This is a genomic window from Pseudomonas sp. FYR_7 (assembly GCF_043106155.1).
Classification (GTDB): Bacteria; Pseudomonadota; Gammaproteobacteria; order Pseudomonadales; family Pseudomonadaceae; genus Aquipseudomonas; species Aquipseudomonas parafulva_B.
Window position 1 is genome coordinate 24465 of record NZ_JBICMI010000002.1, and the last position, 17281, is coordinate 41745.

Here is a 17281-nt window from a genome sequence, read left to right on the forward strand (position 1 = left end):
AAAGTCCTTTTACAGATTGCCGCTGAAAGCTTGATGCAGCAGAGATTGATTCAGCTCGTACAGCGCGGTGATCTTGCGCATATAGATAGATTCAAGATAACGAGACTCATCCTGGAGCGCTTCGAATTGCACGGCAAGCTGCTGTTGAATCGCAATTGGAGGAAGCAGTATTTTTAAATCGAGTTGTTTCGTTATGCCGATGTAGGCACGAGTCGAACCAGCTCCAGCCACATGCTCGATCTGGGCTAAGAATTTAGGGCTATGAAAATAAAAATACAGGTAGTGATTTGAAATTTCTGACTTATTCAGCACCCGATAATAGGTAACTTGCGGCGTTAGCATTACAAACTCTTGGTCTATTTCAAGAATAGCGACCCTTCCAATGGTTCCTTTGTGGGAAAGAAGCACATCTTGATCGACTGAGAAGCCAATTCGAAGCGATCGAGCTTGCTGTTCGGAAATGAATCGGCACCCCTTTGTATCAACACGCCCACCTAAAAGATCTGCAGCCATAACAAACGGTATGCCAACCTCGACATAGTCGGCTTTTGTGGGATGAATCTCTCCATGATTACCGTCCTGGGGTTTTGCAATGAGCCCATCCCGGACCAACTGACCAACCGTTGTCTCCCTCCAGCCCTCGCCCCGCTGGCTGAAGACGGACTGGAGGTGGCTTTCGAAGAGCTCGCGGGCGTTTTGGCGATTTTGCTCGGCAGCGGAACAGGCCTCGGCGATGGCGGTAACGGCTTCGTCGAGGATGGCGACGATACGTTGTTGTTCTGGCTTCGCTGGGTAGGCGATTTTAAGCTCTTTCAATAGCTTGTAATGACGCGCATAACCGAGCGAACCCAGAGACGCTGCCTGTAGTTGGTAGTAGAAAAACTTCGGGAGCAGGAAGTCTTTAGGCTGAAGAATTTTTACTCCGTCGGCCCCCAGAACAAAATCGAAATCAATGTACTTCAAACACTTTGTGTGATCTCCGAAAACAACCAGCGGAGTGCTGACCTTGAATAAGTCGGCCTCATTATTCCAATAGCCGTTTATGAACTCGGCTTCTTGCGAAACGATAGGAAATGCACCATCGTCAAGGAAATCCTGGCGAGGAATTTTTCGGGTGTATTTAACTTTAGCGATACACTCCTCAAATGGCTTGGACTGCCACCCTGCTTTCATAGTATCGCCCTGATTTTCGCCAATACATCGGTGCTCTCGGCATCCAGCGCGGCGATTTCGTCGAGGATGTCCTGCGGGCTGCGGTGAGTGATTTCTTCGCCGCTGTTCGGATTCTTCACCGACAAGTCGTAGCTCGTCGCGTCGATGCTGGCAGCATCCACGCTCCAGCTCTTGTCGGAGTCGGCAAACGACTTCTGCAGCTGGATGAATTCCAGCAAATCCGCGTCGTTGAGGGGGTTGGTCTTGCCCATATTGCGGCCGGGATCGAGCTTGTAGAACCAGATCTTGCGCGTAGGTGCGCCTTTCTCGAAGAACAGCACGACGGTTTTGACGCCCGCGCCCTGAAAGGTTCCGCCGGGGCAATCCAGAATTGTGTGCAGATTGCAGCTCTCTAGCAGCAGCTTGCGTAGGCAGACCGAAGCGTTGTCCGAATTGCTGAGGAATGTGTTCTTGATAACGATGGCCGCACGGCCACCAGCCCTGAGCATCTTGATGAAGTGCTGCAGGAAGAGAAAAGCCGTTTCGCCGGTACGGATCGGGAAGTTGTGCTGCACCTCGGGCCGCTCTTTACCGCCGAAAGGAGGGTTGGCGAGGATCACTTCGAAGCGGTCTTTCTCCTGCACGTCGGCGATGTTTTCGGCCAAGGTGTTGGTGTGCTGGATGTTAGGCGCTTCGATGCCGTGCAGGATCATGTTCATGATCGCGATCACGTAGGCGAGGCTTTTCTTCTCCTTGCCGTAGAAGGTACGCCTCTGCAGGGTTTCCAGGTCTTTAGTGCTCAGATTGGGCTTGGCGCGGAGGAAATCGTGCGCTTCGCAGAGAAAGCCTGCCGAGCCACAGGCGCCATCATAAATACGTTCACCTATCTTCGGCGCAGCTACCTGGATCATGGCGCGGATCAGCGGGCGCGGGGTGTAGTACTCGCCGCCGTTACGCCCAGCGTTACCCATACGTTTAATTTTTTCTTCGTAGAGTGCCGAAAGCTCGTGCTTCTCGACCTGTGAGCCAAAGCGCAGCTCATCGACGTGATCGATAATGTCTCGTAGCGTGTAACCGCTGCGGATCTTGTTTTTGATCTCTCCGAAGATCTCGCCGATCTTGTATTCGATGGTGTCCGGCCCAGCTGCACGCTGTTTGAAACCATGCAGATAAGGAAAGAGCTTGCGATCCACAAAATCGATCAGATCGTCGCCCGTCAGTGCGCTGTTGTGGTCGAGCAGGCCATTCGCATCCTTAGGAGCGGCCCAGGTACTCCAGCGGTAGGCTGGATCTAAAATGTAGTAGTAGTACTTACCTTCAAGCAGGGCCTCGCTTGCCTTGTCCTGCTCCAGCCCGTCCAGATACTTGAGGAAAAGCAACCAAGAGGTTTGCTCGGTGTAATCAAGCTCGGTGGTACAGCCGCTCTCTTTCCAGAGCGCGTCGTCGATATTCTTGAACGCTTGTTCAAACATTAACTGTAAGAATCCTAATAATGTTGCGCGGGGCAAAACTGCCAATTTACCTGCTATCGACTTGGCATCAAAATTTTCTTCGCCTGAGGATGCCTCGCACGTCCAGCCGAGGGCACGAGGGAAAAGCCAATGCCCCATACTCAGCAGACCAAACCAAGGGAGCTCATTTCCTGGTTTTAACGGACTGCAGGCACGCATACCCGCCTCAAGACCCTGAGCTGGATGACTCAAGCCAGCCCACACCTGTTGATCAGCCACCAGGATACTGAGTACAGCTACCTGCTTGCGCCGTAATTGCCATGCCGCTTTGCCCAACGTGTGGGTGCGATGGAGCCAGACTTCATGGATGGTCGAACGGATGTACAACGACTTGACCTCCAAGAGCCGCACTACACCATCCAGGTGGCTGATCAGATCCACATCTTCGGTCCCCAGTGGCCGGTAGCCCACTTCAACAGCAAAGCCACGCTGCCTAAGCCTATCAGCCGGCGCCACCTCCACTGGTTAAGTTTCTTCATGCACCTCGGCTCTACGGGCATTCACACGCCGCGGGTTACTGATGGCTGCCGTTGGGCTGATCTAGCAGGCAGTCACCACCGAAGAAAATTTGCCAGTCATCCCCCGCGGATAGAGGCTGACGCTGGTGTATCCCTTACCGATGACCGAAAGCCTTTTATCGACAGATATCACGCGATCAGCCTCAGTGAGCGCTGAGGCATCCAGAGTACGATTCCAGCCAACCGGTATTCCAATGGGTATTCCATGCAAATATTAAACCGATATTTTCTTATGTATTTCAGTAAAATAAGAGTCAAATTCAGATCACCCCGGCACAGCGAAGTTTCAAATTACTTTTGAGCACATGTCGGCACTTGGGATCTGGAAACCGCTATGCCAATATCGCTTGAAACGAGCGCCCATGTCATATTCCGTGAATCATATCAACGGCCGGACATCCCTGATACCGAGTTTACGAATAGCTCTCACGACCCAAAATCTCTGAACCCTCCCGTTCTACAGTCCATTTCGCAAAAATATTCTCAACCCATTTTCCCATTTCGGTCGTTTATCCAACCCCTCCGGCTCAACACGTCATCGCATATTAACGGCCAGCTTTAACTGACTGATGAGGACCAAACACGCTGATTGCCCACAGCACTGTATGTGGATTGCGCCAGCAAGCTGGCAGTCTGCCAGCAAGCCTGACATGCTAAGCCCCTGTGGATCCCGCCCTCGCCCGGAGCTCTCGCCCTTGAAACCTCAGCACTTCAGTTTCACCACCCAATCCTTCAACAGCACTGCCACCACCGCCAACGTGTTTATCCACGGCTACTCTGCGGGCCACAACTTCACCGACCGGACACTGCTAGTCAGCCAGATTCCGCAGACCTTGAATACCGATATCAACCTGCTGGCGTTTTGGGAGTCCAGCCACGTCGGTTCAATCAACAAGCTTTCGCGCAACTTCATCTTCGGCGCCTCACGCCTGCACCCTGCAGCTACGCTGGCAGCGTTTGCCGGAGACCGGGCCGTGCATTTCGCGGTGTCCCGCAAACGCGCGAATCTCGTTGGCGAAGCCCTGCTCGATGAGCTGGGGGACTACCTGCTGGAGCACTACCCCTACGTTACCCACGTAAACCTTGTTGGCCACTCTTTGGGCGGACGAGTGGTGATCAGCGCGCTGCGCAAACTGGCCCAAAACCTCGATGCGTGCGACCTGGTCATCAATGACGTGCTGCTGATGGCTGCTGCTGTAGAAGTGTCGACGGATGAAGCACAAACGCTGAATGACACCGCGAAACGTGTAATCAACGCCTACTCCAAGTCAGACAGAGTGTTGCTGCTTAATGCCGATGAAAAGTGCCTAGGACGGCATCAAGTTAAGCCCTTTGAAAACGTTGAAATGACTAAATTCGGCCACCTGGATTACTGGCCGAAACTGCACGACGTACTAATGCGCACAAGGTTTTCCGGATTCAACGGCCAACAACTCGGCCAGCCTCACGTGCAAGACCCGGTGCTTAACGACGTTCTGTTATATGGCCTGCTCCAAGGAGTCCCACGAGAGGTACTGGCACAAGGCATCAAACACCTCAAAACCAGCAGTTGGACCAGCATTGATGAGCAACAGCCGCTGTACTCCTTCGTCCGCGAAATGCAGCACCTGGGTGGCCACTGCATGGTGAATTTCCTGCGGGGCCGGGGTATTGCCTATTCCGCGCTGCTGGACATGCTGGCGGAACACTTCGACCTAGGCAATGACCGACAACGTTGCGGCGCTGTAGTGGAGTTAGAGGCGCTGTTGGTTCGGCAAGTGTTCGACAACGCGTTCCCGGAGGGTCATCCCTTCAGCAGTTCGCCTATTGCCGCAGTTAAGGCCATGTCTGCCGACACCTATTTCAGCCATGTCGACGCGCTGGCTAAGCGCTTGACCTTGGCCTCCTACGTCAAGGCTCCAGTTTCTGCTCCAGGGGTGGAAACCTCCCAAACGCTGACAGTCATCGGCAGGACGCTCAACATCAAGCAATCAGCAGACTGGAACATGCTGTCGGCGTTGCCCGAGCTAATGGGCAAGCATATAACCGGCCGCTGGATGACTAATTTCAAGACCGCGTTGAAACCCGGCTACTCAGCATTGATACCCGCCGTGGCTGTGGTGTTTTTTGCGCGGGTTCACTGGGGGAGCGAGCGTGGATTCAGGCACCACTGAGACATCCACGCACCAAGCGCTACCAACGTCAGAAAAGAAGCCATAGTGATTGCAGCAAAATACTTCTGCGTCGAACTCATCGAACATGCTGGCGCGCTGTTCAGCACCGAGCCCCCACCGACTTGAGGTGTGTAACCTTCCGCAACTGCAGCCCTAGCTGATGAATTACTGACATTTGGCTGTTTACAGCGTCAAGCGAGATAGACTGGGTGACTTAAAGCGAAGGGCTATAAACGGAGCATTCGAGAATGGGTAATAGGGCTGCTGATTTCCCACACGCCCGACTACCCCCCTCCCCTCACTCCTCCCCAAAATAATCACTATCCATCTGCTTCACCTCATAAACCTGCTTCACACTAACCCCCAAATTATTCTCAACCATCAACCGCGCCAGCTCGACGCCATCAATCAGCACCACCTTGGTATCCAACCCAAGTGCGGCCTCCCGAGCCCCCATCGAAAACTCCGAGGTCGTAATAAAAACACCTTTGCGCGCCCGCTGCCGAGTCAGCGCGCCGATGAATTTATCGATTTCGGGCCGATGTACGGTGTTAGTCCAGCGCTTGGCTTGCAGGTAGATCACATCTAGGCCGAGCTTGTCTTCCTTGATTATCCCGTCAATTCCATCGTCGTTGGTGGCCTGTGTCGCTCTACCTGCCTCTCTTCGCGACCCGCCGTAGCCCATGGCAAGCATCAAATCAACAACCAACTGCTCAAAAAAAGTCGGCGTTGACGCCCTCACTTGTATGAGAATTTCATCAGCCAACGATTGCAAAAGCGCCTGATGCGCCTGCGCCATTTGCTCGTCTGGCGTAATTTCGGGCACCGCGGGCTCTATCCCTTCCAGCACATCAACCATTTGTGGTTTAGCTGTGTGAAAGTCGGCAAATTCTGGAAATTGCTTCAACCAAGTCACGGTGAGCCGCTCGGGCCCATTGGCTAGCGCTTCCCGACCACGCGCGGTGATCTGTACCATCCCTTTGCTTGGAATAGTCAGCAAACTGGCTTTATTCAGGTAGGTCCGAGCCCAGCCTACTCGGTTGTTGATCACAGTCTGGCGCCCCGATGGCAGGCGCTCTTTGCGCTCGTTCTCGCTCAACTGGAAGACATCAGCGATGTGCTCGCGCAACGCGCCCAGCGGCATCTCTACGCCGTCGCGCACCGATTCTAATACCGGGCGCATGATGGTTTGAAAATCTGGGATGGACATCCAGGCTCCTTATGTTCAATCAATGCTGCGCTGCATGCTCGCGGCCCTGGGTGCTCCCATCGAGAGCACCCAGGGCCGATGAGCGTGGAGATACTTGGGAACCTGGCTATCAAACCACCTGATACTCACCCTCAATCGGCGCACGCGCGCCAAACGCCTGGGTCAGATGGTTCTCCAACTCCGCCAATTGCTCCTGCCGTCTGCGCAAGTCTTCCAAGCTTCGCTCCTGCTCCAGCAAAATCTTCTCGAACGCTTTGATCTGAGGCGCGAAAATCTCCATCACCTTTTCATGGTCCTGAAGCAACTTCATCGGCTCAGCAAAGTGGCTCTTCACTACTTCAGCCAAATCACTCTGCAACTGCTTCAGTTCGGCCTCCGCACGTTGCTGCTGGACCAAGCTGATGGCGTCGCTCAGCACTTGAATCCCTGCACCGATCGGCCCAGCCCAACGGCTGATATTGGCCGCTAGCTTAGTCGCTTCCCAGGGTTTGAACTTGTAAACGTAACCCGTGAGGTTCTTTAGCGTTTCCCGCGCGAGGAACACCCCGTTTTTGATGCTTTCGACCGGAATTTTGGAAACCGCGCTCAACGCTCGGCTGGAGGCTGTCAAGGCAGACGCCGCAATGCTGTCGGCGAAGTCGGAAGAACTATCGAGCTGATGTTCGATCTTCGCGCTGATGCCATTCATGATGCTGGACGACTGATTGAACGCGGTGCTGAATAGGTGATCGATGCGAAAACGCAACTTTTCGCCAATATCCTCCTTGGTGAAGCCAATTCTCGATTCTAGGAACGCGTGCACCTGGTCACGGGGCAACGTGCGAATGCAGTTGAGCAAGTCGGTTTCGAGGTTGTTCAGTTCCTCGTAGAGGTTGCCGACGGTAGCCAGAACCTTGCGCTTGCCCTCCGCAATGTCCTCTCGAATGCGCGCCGAATCGAGACGCTGGTTATCGGCTAGCAGCCTGAACTTGATCAGCTCGTCTTGAGCGACGGCGATCTTCTTGCTCAGTACATCGCGCACTACATCGATGCCGGTCTTTTTGATCAAGGTATCGCGGCCGCTACCGTCAAGCACTTGTTGAGTAACCAGCTTGAGTTCGCCAATACGCGAGCGCTGGTCGTAGAGGTCCTTTTGCTCCAGCCAGAAGTCCAGTCCGCGACTGTTGGGGTTGGAAGCCACGCACACCACGTTGATCGCTTCGCGTTCTGCAGGCGTTAGCTCGACGAAGCGCTGCAGTTTGTTCAGCAGGTTCGTTTTCTTGATGGCGCTCTGTTGCTCGAATTCCTCGGGATCGCGTAAGTCGGCAACCTCGTCCATTTTATTGATAACGAAAACGGTCGAGCTGAGTTTGTTCAGGTCTCGTAGCACCCAACGCACGATGTCTTGATGGCTGTCTTTCAACGGGTTGGTGGCATCGACAACATAGAAAATCAGGTGTGCTTCGGAAATGTAATTCTTGGTGATATCGCCGTATTGCACCAAGGCACCGTTTTCCGCCTTCTCTTTGTCACCGAAGAGGCCAGGTGTGTCGACGATTTCACAACGGTCCTGGAGGCTGTCAGGGCGGTAGATCGCCAGCGCGTCCGAGGACTCGTTGGTGTCGATCTTCATGTCTTTCATTACCTGGCCAAGCCAACCGGCGACCACGCTAGTTTTGCCATCAGAAAATGCCCCGAGCAAGGCGATACGTAGGGCATCGGATTGCACGTCACCAATGGCTTTCTTGATTTTGTCGATATCTTGCGAAACATCTAGGCCCAATTCTTCAAGCGCGCCAACTAGCTTGTGCAGGTTGTCGAGCGACTTGATGACCTCGGTTTTGCTGGCGTTGAACTGTTTAAATTGTTCCATGGGGTTTGGCTTCCACTTGCTGTTTAAGGGCCTGGATCGAAGCGATTTTTTCATCGAACAGGGCGGTGACATCGGCCATCTTCCGGCGCTCGTCTTTGAGGTGTCGCAGCACGCTGTCTTCGATCTGCTCGCTGATTTTTGCCAGCATCCCATTGGTGTCGGCGGCAAAGGTCTTGGTGACTTTTTCGCGCTCGGTCTGAATTGCCTTGGCCACCTGTTCTTGGGCTTCAGCGATTTTTTTGCCGCGCCCACCAAAGAAGTAGCTCAAGCCCGCAGCCAAGAGGCCGAATACGCCGCCGACGATTGCCCCGACTATGTTACCTATCCCTGGGAATACGGTGCCTATGCCAAAGCCGCTGAGTGCATAGCCGCCAACACTGAGCAGGAAGCTGCCGACGTCGGAGAAGTTGAAGCTGATGGCGCTCATGGCGCTGGAGAGCGACAACGAGTTGTTCGCCGCTTCGCTCAACTGCTGTTGGAAGTTCACCCGCTTGGCATTTTCTTGCAGGCGTTTGAGCGCGCGTTCGATGGCTTGGGTAAGGTCCTCAAGCAATTGCTGCTGGATGGTTTCCAAGCGCTTGCCTAACCGATCCTGGCCCTTGCTGACATGCTGTTGAATTACCCGCTCCACATCTTCTTTATCGCTGAAATGCTCTTCAACCGCTTCACGGGCTGCCGAGTTCAGTTCATTGAAGAAACGATTCAAAGCGCTATTGCGCTTGGAGTTGAAGCTGCTTTTGAGCTCATCGAAACTTTTGCGGATGACGTCCTGACACTCCTGGACCTCGGCACCGATTTTCTCGGAGAAAGCCTGGTGCTCGTTACGCTGCTTTTGCAGGTCATTGACGGTGTCTTGCAACAGGCGCAGCACTTTGCGCTTGTTGCTTTCGACAATGTCCATCTCGAAGTTGGCGCAGCTGTTGCCGATGACATCCTGCAATTGATCCAACCGACTGAAGCTGCGCATGGCCTGCTGGCTGGTAAAGTCTTGCAAGTAGGTGCGCTGAGACTTGAGCAAGTCGGTACGGCTGGGGTGGATGCTGGTTAGGCCTCGCTGATCGAAGGCTACACTGGCAAAGCCCAGCAGCCCTTGCAGCGTTTGGCAGCCACTGACCAGTTCGGCGCCGAGCATGTCTTCAAGCACTTCTTGGGTCTGGTCGCGCATCGCTGCCGCGTCTTTGTGGGTCTGCTCAAGCGACTCGCGGTCGCGCTCGAATTCGTAGGTGTCACCCTTGCCGCGCAAATTGCAGATGGCATACACCTTGGCATCTCGGTTCAGGTAGTGCTTGATCTTCTGCGCGGTATTCTGTTCGGGCTTTTTGTTGGTGCCGTTGACGTAGAACACCAAATGAGCCTTAGCGATGGCAGCTTGCACCATTGCTTCGTATTTCTTTTCGTTGCCTTCGATGCCTGGCACATCGATCAATTGGAACGACTTGCCTTGGTGGGTGAAGTGATAAACGACGTTGTCCTGAGTGAAGTCTTCCTGACCGGTGCCGACGATCTCGCCATCGACTTGGCCGGCAACGCGCTGCAGGCGCTCAAGTTGTTGCTGTTGCTTCAGCAGAGTGGGTAGCCTGTCGCTGACCAGCTCGCTCAAAGAATGTTGTTCGCGCATGGGGAGTCCGGAGTCTATGAAATGAAAGTCAGTTCAAGGCGATCACCGCCCCGGCTCACATCAACTGCATATAGCCCACGGCACCGACAATAGTACCGATCACCACGCCGCCGAACAGCCCGAACCACAATTTCATTTTCCCACTCTGCTCAAGCGCGACGCGTGTGGCTTCGCCATGGCGTTGGCATTCGCTCAGTTGCGTTTGAGTCGCCTGCAACTGATTACTTTGCTCGGTCAGCTGTTGCTGGTTACGCTGGAAATCGGCCCGCATGCCTTGCAACTGAAGCTCGACCTGCTGCATCGCACTTTGAGTCTCAGTGAGCGCCAGCTGACTTTGGCTCAACCGCGCCTCGCTATTCTGCAGCGATTGGCGGGTACTTTCTAAATCGGTATTCGCACTGGTCAGCCGCTCTTCGCTTTGAGTGAGATCCTGCTGGGTGTGCAACAGCTGTTCGCGGGTACTCACCAAATCACGGTGAGTCTGGTTGACCAGCGCTCCGATATCGTCGCCTAAAGAGGCGATGTCTTCGCAGAAATTCACGTAGCGTGTGCTGAGTTCTTCAATCAGCTCATCGCTTTTGCTAGAAAATACCGCCTGGATGTCTTTGGCGGTCGCCTGATTACGCTCGATCAGCGCTTGACGCTTTTTCTCTTCGAACAGGATCCGCAGGCTTTCGATGATAGTGCTCTTGCCAGCGTTGGTTTCCCCGAAGAATGCGATGGTGAAGTTTTCCCACTCGGCGTGCTTCTCCAGATAGGTGATTTCGCCGTCGAAGCGCGACTTCATTTCGCCAAGCTTTTTCTTGACGTTGGCAAGGTGGGTGTTGCCTTTGTCATTACTCACGTCCAGCCGGGAGACATCATCCAGCGCAGTGGCAATGTCATTCGCTACCCGAGCGTACAGCTTGGAGAAATCTTGAGCCCTACTCATATCGTTCCCTGTTCATTCTAGGCTGGATCCAATTCAGATCGGTAAATCGCATTTTGCCACTATGGCTGTCAAGTTCACCTTCGCCGCGCCGACAGCCACCATTAAGCGACTAAACGTTGTATCGGCCCACTCAGTATTTTCTTGCGTACTTGGCCATTACACCGTGGACAGCTGCTGCACCATTCCCCCGGTTGCAGCGCATCGCTGCCGGTTCAACGGTCTTGCGCCAGCAGCATTTGGAGCACTCCGGCGTGTAAGACATGGGCGAATCGGTATCAGTCGTTCTCTTTGATCTTGGCGCTTGCGCTCAACCGGTCCACCTGCGCTTTGAGCTGCCCACTAAGACGCTGCTCGGCGCGTAAGCTACGTTTTAGTTCGCGGTTCTCGCTCTCGAATATCTTGGCCCAACGCAGCATTTCTCTACACCGGCTAAGGCCCATCCAGATCTCCCTCAGCCGGAGATACTGCACCAACAGCACGACCAAGATCACCCCAATCAAGCCCAGCGCACCTGCGGTCAGCCAGTCATACAGACTCATATTCGTCTCCCTAAAAAGTAGCGATGTGCAATCTATGCCAGGAAGACGATATGTAGCTTTAGCTTACAGGTCCATAGTGTTGACTCATACAGGTAAAGTTATGGAACACACGGAGGGGCTATGAAACGTAAGCAATCCATCGCTCAGGTCCGCTGGGACCTGGCACTTCGCTATCGCCTAATCGAAACCGTGGCTTGGTGGGAAGGCCGGCTGACCACGGGCCACCTGATGCAGAGCTTTGGCATCAGCCGCCAGCAAGCGTCTAAAGACATCAACACTTACATTAGCGAGCATGCGTCAAGAAACTTGACATATGACAAGCGAATCAAAGGCTACGTACCTACGCTGCACTTCAAACCACGCTTCATCGACCTCAGCGCCAGCGCCTACCTCGATATGCTTGCTCAGAACAATGAACGGGCCACGCACATCGAAGGGCTGAAGCTGGCCTATGCGCATACATTGATGTTGCAAGTTCCCGACCGAAGCATTCAGCCCGAGGTGCTTAGGCCCCTTTTGCGGGCTTGCCGGGAAGGGTTGCGACTCGAAGTCGAATACGTTTCGCTAGCCAACCCCGAGCCTGAAATTCGCTTGATCGAACCGCACACTCTGATCCATACCGGTATGCGTTGGCACGTTCGAGCCTACTGCGAGAAAAATGGCGCTTATCGCGACTTCGTGCTCAGCCGCATACGCGGCAAGCCAGACCTGCTGGACGGCAATGGCAACGGCATCGAAGGCGATACAGTCTGGAACACTGAGGTTTCGGTAATCCTGAAGCCCGACCCGCGGCTTGATGCCGCGCAAAAGGCGATCATAGAGGGTGACTACGGAATGCAGAATGGCCAGCTGGAGATTCCGAGCCGGCAGGCGTTAGTCAAATATGTGCTGCAACGTTATCAAATAGACCCCAAGAACCTGGACCCTAAGCCAGAAGCGCAGCAGGTCGTGATCGCTAACTTAACCGCGCTGAAACCTTGGCTCTATGACTGAATTCGGCGAGCTCTTTGCACGCCATAGCAACGATCACTGCACTCCAGGAAAAAACCCACGTTCATGACAGCCGTATCTCCCACAACCATCCCACAAAGCCACCCCCCCTCTAATCGTGGGGTACTTTGATGTAGAAGAGCCGCTGTTCTTTCATCACAGAACATTAGCGGCTCAGGGATAGCCCATACCACCAAAAACCTCAGACTTCCCCCCTTCCCTGTAGTCCATTTCCCAAAGATACTCCCAACCCACCTTTCCCATTGCGGTCGTGTTTCCACCCCCTTAGTCTCAGCACGTCGTTGCACATCAACGACTAGCTTTGACAGGCTGATGACGACCAAACACGCGGATTGCCTATGGCGGCTGTGTGTGGGGCACCTCGTGTGCGCCGGTTTGGTCTTCACCGGTCTGTCAACCCATGCACAGCTGCCACCACTTGTTTGACAGCAAGCGTTGGTCGCTCCACTGAGGACCAGAACATGCTGAAGATCGTCCCCGACCCACCACCCACACCCGCCACCCTGGAAGACACTCTAACCCTAGCCGCCGACTACGCCCTCTGCGCCGAAGCCGTGGCCCAACAAGCCCTCCTCATGCAGCCCCGCTCCCCGGCAGCCCCACTGATCATGGCCTCCATGCACGAGCTGGAATCCCTGCGCCGCCTGCTGGAATCAGCCCTCCTGCAAATCCACCACCCTCCCTCGCGACACCCCACGCACTAACCCTCAAGCCCCTGGCTCAAGCAAAACGGCAGTCATCAACTTGCCTAGCCAAACAGCCAGCCCAAAAAACTTCAGGGAGCCACACCCATGTCCACCCCAGACACCCCCCGCACCCTCGGCCAAACCGTCTTCTACCAGGGCGAAAACCACACCCACGCACTGTTCCGCATCGAACCCGGCATCCCTTGCCAACACGCCCGCGAACAGGCTTCGGAATTGATGGGTTACGCCCGCGACCTCACGCTCGAAGGCTTGATGGAAGACAAACCCAAACTGATCTGGGCCGCCCACTACCTCTGCGCACTCGGCAAAGCCCTGCTGGACGACGCTGAACTTGGCATGATGCGCTAAGCCTATAGATCCCCGGCGGAATGAAGCTGCTCATCGCGCCGGGACATGGCTCGTGGGTGAAGCTTGCGGGAGCTCATAAAAGAGCCGTGAAATCCAACGACCCAAGCCCAAGCCGTTATCGTTTCTTATCGCCTTCTACTCTGGCGAAGCGACAACTATCCAGACACCGCGGGCGCCCTTCTGCCACGTCGCGGATATTGCGATGCATCAACATGCCAGTAGTCTCAGCACTGAAAGTTTAGCGTTCCTACAGCCTCCACCTCAAAAGCAAGCTGAAACTTTCAGATTATTTTCTTTCCTCGTAGTCCGCTTCTCAAAGACCCACGAAATCCGCCGTACCTATTGCGGTGCCTTGCCCCTACCCTTAGCCTCGCATGTCGTTGCCTATCGCCATGCTTGCCCTGAAACGCTAATGCCTACCCAACATGCGGATATCAAGGGCGGCTACGTGTAAAGCACCTAAACGTGTCTTTGCATTCCCTAAGCACAAAACTGTACTCAAGGAAGAAACACATACCCATGACAGCCGAATCTACGTCCACAACCGTCCAGCAAAACCAATCCTCCAACCCACCGCCCGACCCCTCTACCCCCAACTCCACCCGGCAAGCAGTATTCAAACTGCTTGCCGATATCAAATGGTGGCTGCCAGTAGTTTCAACGCTTATCTCAATCTTGCTCCTCACCAAGTACCTTTGGGTAATCCATCACCCGGAGTTGATTTTGAGCTCGTTAGGTAACCCCTCAAACTTGGTTGCCTGGTTATTCTTCAGCCTGCTGGTACTCGCCTCTCTGCTGATCGTCGTATCGGTACCCTCTTGGGTCTTCACGCTGAGCATGTCTGTATGCAACGTTGACAGAGAGCTGGAAAAGAAGCTCGCCTTACGCTTTGGCCTGATCGTAGTTGGGGGCTATTTACTGCTATCACTCAACCTGCTGGGCGCAATCTTTGGTTACACCATGGCCCCAGCCTACTTCTTCCCTATCGTCGTAGTCGCTGCCATCTGTGCGCTGCTGATTGTGCTTCGCCGCAATCCGCCCCTGCACGAGAAAGTACTGGAACTGCCACCTGGCCCCCGCAAACCTGCTCATCGCAAAATCTTTTACACAGCCGTCGTTGGCTGGCTCGGTGTGCTGCTGGCATTCACTTCGATGAGTGGCGTCATGCCCGCCCAGCTAGCCATCATGACCTGGCGAGGCGGAGAGAGTGATGAGGAAGCCATTGGTGCTATCGCGCTCTGCTTGCTGATCATGACGCTGTACCTAGCGCCAGTCCTCGTCTTTTACCTAACAGAGGGCGATGCGATACGCCGCATCGGGCGAGCCGCATTGGCATTACTTGGGTGCGTCTTCGTTAATGCAATGCTGTTGCCGGCCTTCGTGGACTTGTGGGTTTACTCCGCCGCCAATCTGATCAAGATCAGAGACAATACCGAGCTTAGCTATGTGTTGAGCGAAAAGGACTACCCGAAAGAGGTGTTCAGTAGCGCCACGTGGCAACTGGAAAGCTATGAGGGGTCCAATGGTTTGTACAGTGTTAGAGGGTTCCGTCTGTTCCGCTTCGGCGATACGTTATTGATCTGTCCCGCGAGCTACCGAGATGTCGGATTGAAAAAGATCGATAGCTACGTCCATCGCTGTATTGCGTTGTCCGAGGCCAAGGTGCATGTCGCCGCCCCTGTATTAAGCGACGATGCCGCGACAGAGGCCAAGCCGAATTGATCCGGCACCCTTCGTTTCATTGTTGATTGAACACCGGAGCGCCTTAGGGGGGCTGCCCCCGGCGCACCTACGCGCCGGGGATGTCAAACCGGGCCCGACACCTGAGGCACTGCGCGCCCCGAGAGAAAACGCGGCAACACCACCATATGCGGCAGTGCAAACGCTGCCAGCACCACGAACAGGGCCCGAATGCCGGTCTGTTCCTGCTGCCAGAACACAGCTCCACCCACCAGGGCAAATACCCCTGCCCCAGCGAGCACTGGCCAGGTGCGATGCAGGTAGTCGCCTATCGATAAGGCACCTACCATGCGCTCGCGCACACGGGTTTGGGGTTCGGCATGCAGCAGGTAGAACCCGAGCGCAAACCCAATCAACGGCGGCGTCACCACCACCAGCAGCAAGGTCACCGCCAGCCGCAGGTCACGCCGTTGCCAGGCGCTCATCAGCAGCACACCGAACGCAATCAGCCCGGCACACGCCAGCGTCACCGCCAGCCATCCGCCCAAGGCAGAAGAGGCACCGGCCGCCATCGCCAGGTTGAGCAACTCGGCTACCGCATCACGGTGCAACACTGCAGGCCCGCCCAGGATGAACAGCCCCAGCGCAATCTGCTCATGCCGCCGCTGAAACACCTCATCCTCATGGGCAAAGTGCCAAACCGACAGCAATAAAAAGGCGGTAAGCGCCAACGCCCCCGCCACTTGCCAGACCAGGGCACACACCACGGCCACGCCCAGGTAGCTGAGCACAAAGCGCCTGCGCTGCCCGTGCTCGACCAGGTACAGGTCGCTGGCCCCATGCAGCAGGCCAAGCCCCAGCCCGACCAGCAGCACGTAGGCCAGCGGCGCCAGCCCGCCTGCAAGGCTGGCCGCTATTGCCAGCCCCACAAGGGCGCGCCAGGTGCGCCCTGTGCAGGTCATGCTCAGTAGCCTCGGCCTACCGGTACGGCGCGCAGGTTACGTTCGGAGGTAAAGGCGTAGACGACCTTGGCCAGCACGTCGAGCACCAGGAATACCCACACGGTGGTGGCATCGCTCACGGCCCAGAAGCCTTCAGGGCCGACGGCGAAGACCACGGGGTAGATCAGCCACAACACGGTGAGAAAGCCTACGTTGCGGCGGTAGGCAGGGCTGACGCCGGGTTGTTGGCTGGCGATGCTGGCGACAGGTTTCCACAGCAGGTACAGCACGCCGGCAAACGCGGCGCAGGACCAGGCGAAGAACACCCACTTGATCACGCCATAAGGGGCCAGGGAGGCGATCAGGCCGGTGACGATCATGATGACGTCGAGGGTGACGATGGCGGTGATGTAGCCGCTTTTGCCGTACAGGTCTCGGGTGCCGTAGTAGGCGGAGCTGACGACGCCTGCCAATAGCAGTGGGGTGGTGAAGGCCCAGTCTACGTAGCGGGCCAGGTAGGTGACGCTGCCGTCGACTTTGATCAGGTTGCCGACGCCCAGGTACATGCACAGGTAGGCGGTGGCGGCGATGAAGGGGACGGCGGCATGGATGAGGGTGTGGCCGAGAAGCGGGCCGTAGTGTGCGCCTTTGATGTAGATGGCCAGGGATGCCAGGGCCATGACGATGAAACCGATCAGCAAGGGGGTTTGGATCATTTGAGGCTCCGCTACCAGCAGTAAAAGGCCCGGGGTGCATACAAGGGGGTGCCGGGGTTCGCCGCGGTTTTTTTGCCGCTTCGTTTACGGATGGAGAGCGGGGTGAGATTTTTGGTTCAAAATGTTTCGGGGCTTGGTGCGATTCTTCCCAGGTCACGCGATCCACTGTAGGAGCGGCCTCGCCGGGGCGCCGGACCGGCCGCGATGGGCTGCGAAGCGGCCCCAGGATTTCAGCCCGCACCTCAAATCGCCGGGGGCCGCCATGCGGCCCATCGCGGCGCAAGGCCGCTCCCACACGGAGGGCGCGTTTCTGCCTGATCACTCAAACATTGTGTCGAGCAGTGGACCTGCCAATCTGTGATTTGAGCCTGGGATGCTGGGGCGCGATCCATGT

At 55.5% G+C, this 17281-nt stretch carries 14 protein-coding genes; 5 read left to right on the forward strand and 9 right to left on the reverse strand.

The features are described from left to right. Positions 1-9: 9 nt before the first annotated feature. The gene (locus tag ACF8R3_RS00115) at positions 10-1173 is read right to left on the reverse strand and encodes a restriction endonuclease subunit S (RefSeq protein ID WP_392514534.1); all 1164 of its coding nucleotides are present in this window, start codon (positions 1171-1173) and stop codon (positions 10-12) included. Then, the gene (locus ACF8R3_RS00120) at positions 1170-3044 is read right to left on the reverse strand and encodes an N-6 DNA methylase (RefSeq protein WP_392514536.1); all 1875 of its coding nucleotides are present in this window, start codon (positions 3042-3044) and stop codon (positions 1170-1172) included. Before ACF8R3_RS00120 ends, ACF8R3_RS00115 begins: the two co-directional genes overlap by 4 nt. 832 nt (positions 3045-3876) lie before the next feature. Between ACF8R3_RS00120 and ACF8R3_RS00125 the strand changes: the two genes are divergently transcribed. Further along, complete coding sequence (locus ACF8R3_RS00125) at positions 3877-5334, forward strand: DUF726 domain-containing protein (RefSeq protein WP_392514538.1); 1458 nt, start codon at positions 3877-3879, stop codon at positions 5332-5334. Positions 5335-5632: 298 nt separating this feature from the next. On the opposite strand, the gene ACF8R3_RS00130 is transcribed toward ACF8R3_RS00125, so the two are convergent. The 5 genes from ACF8R3_RS00130 to ACF8R3_RS00150 form a co-directional block, all read right to left on the reverse strand. Continuing rightward, positions 5633-6544: a restriction endonuclease gene (locus ACF8R3_RS00130; protein WP_392514540.1), complete on the reverse strand. Its 912-nt coding sequence runs from the start codon at positions 6542-6544 to the stop codon at positions 5633-5635. Between the two features lie 109 nt (positions 6545-6653). Further along, complete coding sequence (locus ACF8R3_RS00135; RefSeq protein ID WP_392514542.1) at positions 6654-8396, reverse strand: LeoA/HP0731 family dynamin-like GTPase; 1743 nt, start codon at positions 8394-8396, stop codon at positions 6654-6656. Continuing rightward, the gene (locus ACF8R3_RS00140; RefSeq protein ID WP_392514543.1) at positions 8383-10014 is read right to left on the reverse strand and encodes a GTPase; all 1632 of its coding nucleotides are present in this window, start codon (positions 10012-10014) and stop codon (positions 8383-8385) included. Before ACF8R3_RS00140 ends, ACF8R3_RS00135 begins: the two co-directional genes overlap by 14 nt. Before the next feature lie 55 nt (positions 10015-10069). Next, entirely contained in the window at positions 10070-10945 is an 876-nt protein-coding gene (locus ACF8R3_RS00145; RefSeq protein WP_392514545.1) for a hypothetical protein, read from the reverse strand. A 275-nt stretch (positions 10946-11220) separates the two neighbouring features. Then, positions 11221-11484 carry a hypothetical protein gene (locus ACF8R3_RS00150; protein WP_392514547.1) on the reverse strand — a complete coding sequence of 88 codons (264 nt, stop codon included), beginning with the start codon at positions 11482-11484 and terminating at the stop codon, positions 11221-11223. 120 nt (positions 11485-11604) lie between these two features. Here ACF8R3_RS00150 and ACF8R3_RS00155 point away from each other — a divergent pair, with 120 nt between their 5' ends. From ACF8R3_RS00155 to ACF8R3_RS00170, 4 genes are all read left to right on the forward strand, one after another. Continuing rightward, positions 11605-12477 carry a helix-turn-helix transcriptional regulator gene (locus ACF8R3_RS00155; RefSeq protein WP_392514548.1) on the forward strand — a complete coding sequence of 291 codons (873 nt, stop codon included), beginning with the start codon at positions 11605-11607 and terminating at the stop codon, positions 12475-12477. A 479-nt stretch (positions 12478-12956) separates the two neighbouring features. After that, positions 12957-13199 (forward strand): hypothetical protein, encoded by a 243-nt coding sequence (locus tag ACF8R3_RS00160; protein ID WP_028687111.1) that lies wholly within the window; start codon positions 12957-12959, stop codon positions 13197-13199. A gap of 87 nt (positions 13200-13286) precedes the next feature. After that, the gene (locus tag ACF8R3_RS00165; protein WP_392475136.1) at positions 13287-13550 is read left to right on the forward strand and encodes a DUF3077 domain-containing protein; all 264 of its coding nucleotides are present in this window, start codon (positions 13287-13289) and stop codon (positions 13548-13550) included. Between the two features lie 519 nt (positions 13551-14069). Further along, the gene (locus tag ACF8R3_RS00170) at positions 14070-15272 is read left to right on the forward strand and encodes a hypothetical protein (protein WP_392514550.1); all 1203 of its coding nucleotides are present in this window, start codon (positions 14070-14072) and stop codon (positions 15270-15272) included. A gap of 83 nt (positions 15273-15355) precedes the next feature. Here the strand turns inward: ACF8R3_RS00170 and ACF8R3_RS00175 are convergent, their stop codons facing one another. Both ACF8R3_RS00175 and ACF8R3_RS00180 read right to left on the reverse strand, forming a co-directional pair. After that, positions 15356-16192 (reverse strand): beta-carotene 15,15'-dioxygenase, Brp/Blh family, encoded by an 837-nt coding sequence (locus ACF8R3_RS00175; protein ID WP_392514552.1) that lies wholly within the window; start codon positions 16190-16192, stop codon positions 15356-15358. Positions 16193-16194: 2 nt separating this feature from the next. Then, positions 16195-16887, reverse strand: coding sequence for a bacteriorhodopsin (locus ACF8R3_RS00180; RefSeq protein ID WP_023534529.1), 693 nt, complete (start codon positions 16885-16887; stop codon positions 16195-16197). Between the last annotated feature and the right edge of the window lie 394 nt (positions 16888-17281).

What these genes read in the sequence shown, in the direction of transcription:
- ACF8R3_RS00115 (WP_392514534.1), bottom strand. Translation starts at nt 1,173, where the DNA reads ATGAAAGCAGGGTGGCAGTCCAAGCCATTTGAGGAGTGTATCGCTAAA.
- ACF8R3_RS00130 (WP_392514540.1), bottom strand. Translation starts at nt 6,544, where the DNA reads ATGTCCATCCCAGATTTTCAAACCATCATGCGCCCGGTATTAGAATCG.
- ACF8R3_RS00135 (WP_392514542.1), bottom strand. Translation starts at nt 8,396, where the DNA reads ATGGAACAATTTAAACAGTTCAACGCCAGCAAAACCGAGGTCATCAAG.
- ACF8R3_RS00140 (WP_392514543.1), bottom strand. Translation starts at nt 10,014, where the DNA reads ATGCGCGAACAACATTCTTTGAGCGAGCTGGTCAGCGACAGGCTACCC.
- ACF8R3_RS00145 (WP_392514545.1), bottom strand. Translation starts at nt 10,945, where the DNA reads ATGAGTAGGGCTCAAGATTTCTCCAAGCTGTACGCTCGGGTAGCGAAT.
- ACF8R3_RS00150 (WP_392514547.1), bottom strand. Translation starts at nt 11,484, where the DNA reads ATGAGTCTGTATGACTGGCTGACCGCAGGTGCGCTGGGCTTGATTGGG.
- ACF8R3_RS00155 (WP_392514548.1), top strand. Translation starts at nt 11,605, where the DNA reads ATGAAACGTAAGCAATCCATCGCTCAGGTCCGCTGGGACCTGGCACTT.
- ACF8R3_RS00160 (WP_028687111.1), top strand. Translation starts at nt 12,957, where the DNA reads ATGCTGAAGATCGTCCCCGACCCACCACCCACACCCGCCACCCTGGAA.
- ACF8R3_RS00165 (WP_392475136.1), top strand. Translation starts at nt 13,287, where the DNA reads ATGTCCACCCCAGACACCCCCCGCACCCTCGGCCAAACCGTCTTCTAC.
- ACF8R3_RS00170 (WP_392514550.1), top strand. Translation starts at nt 14,070, where the DNA reads ATGACAGCCGAATCTACGTCCACAACCGTCCAGCAAAACCAATCCTCC.
- ACF8R3_RS00175 (WP_392514552.1), bottom strand. Translation starts at nt 16,192, where the DNA reads ATGACCTGCACAGGGCGCACCTGGCGCGCCCTTGTGGGGCTGGCAATA.
- ACF8R3_RS00180 (WP_023534529.1), bottom strand. Translation starts at nt 16,887, where the DNA reads ATGATCCAAACCCCCTTGCTGATCGGTTTCATCGTCATGGCCCTGGCA.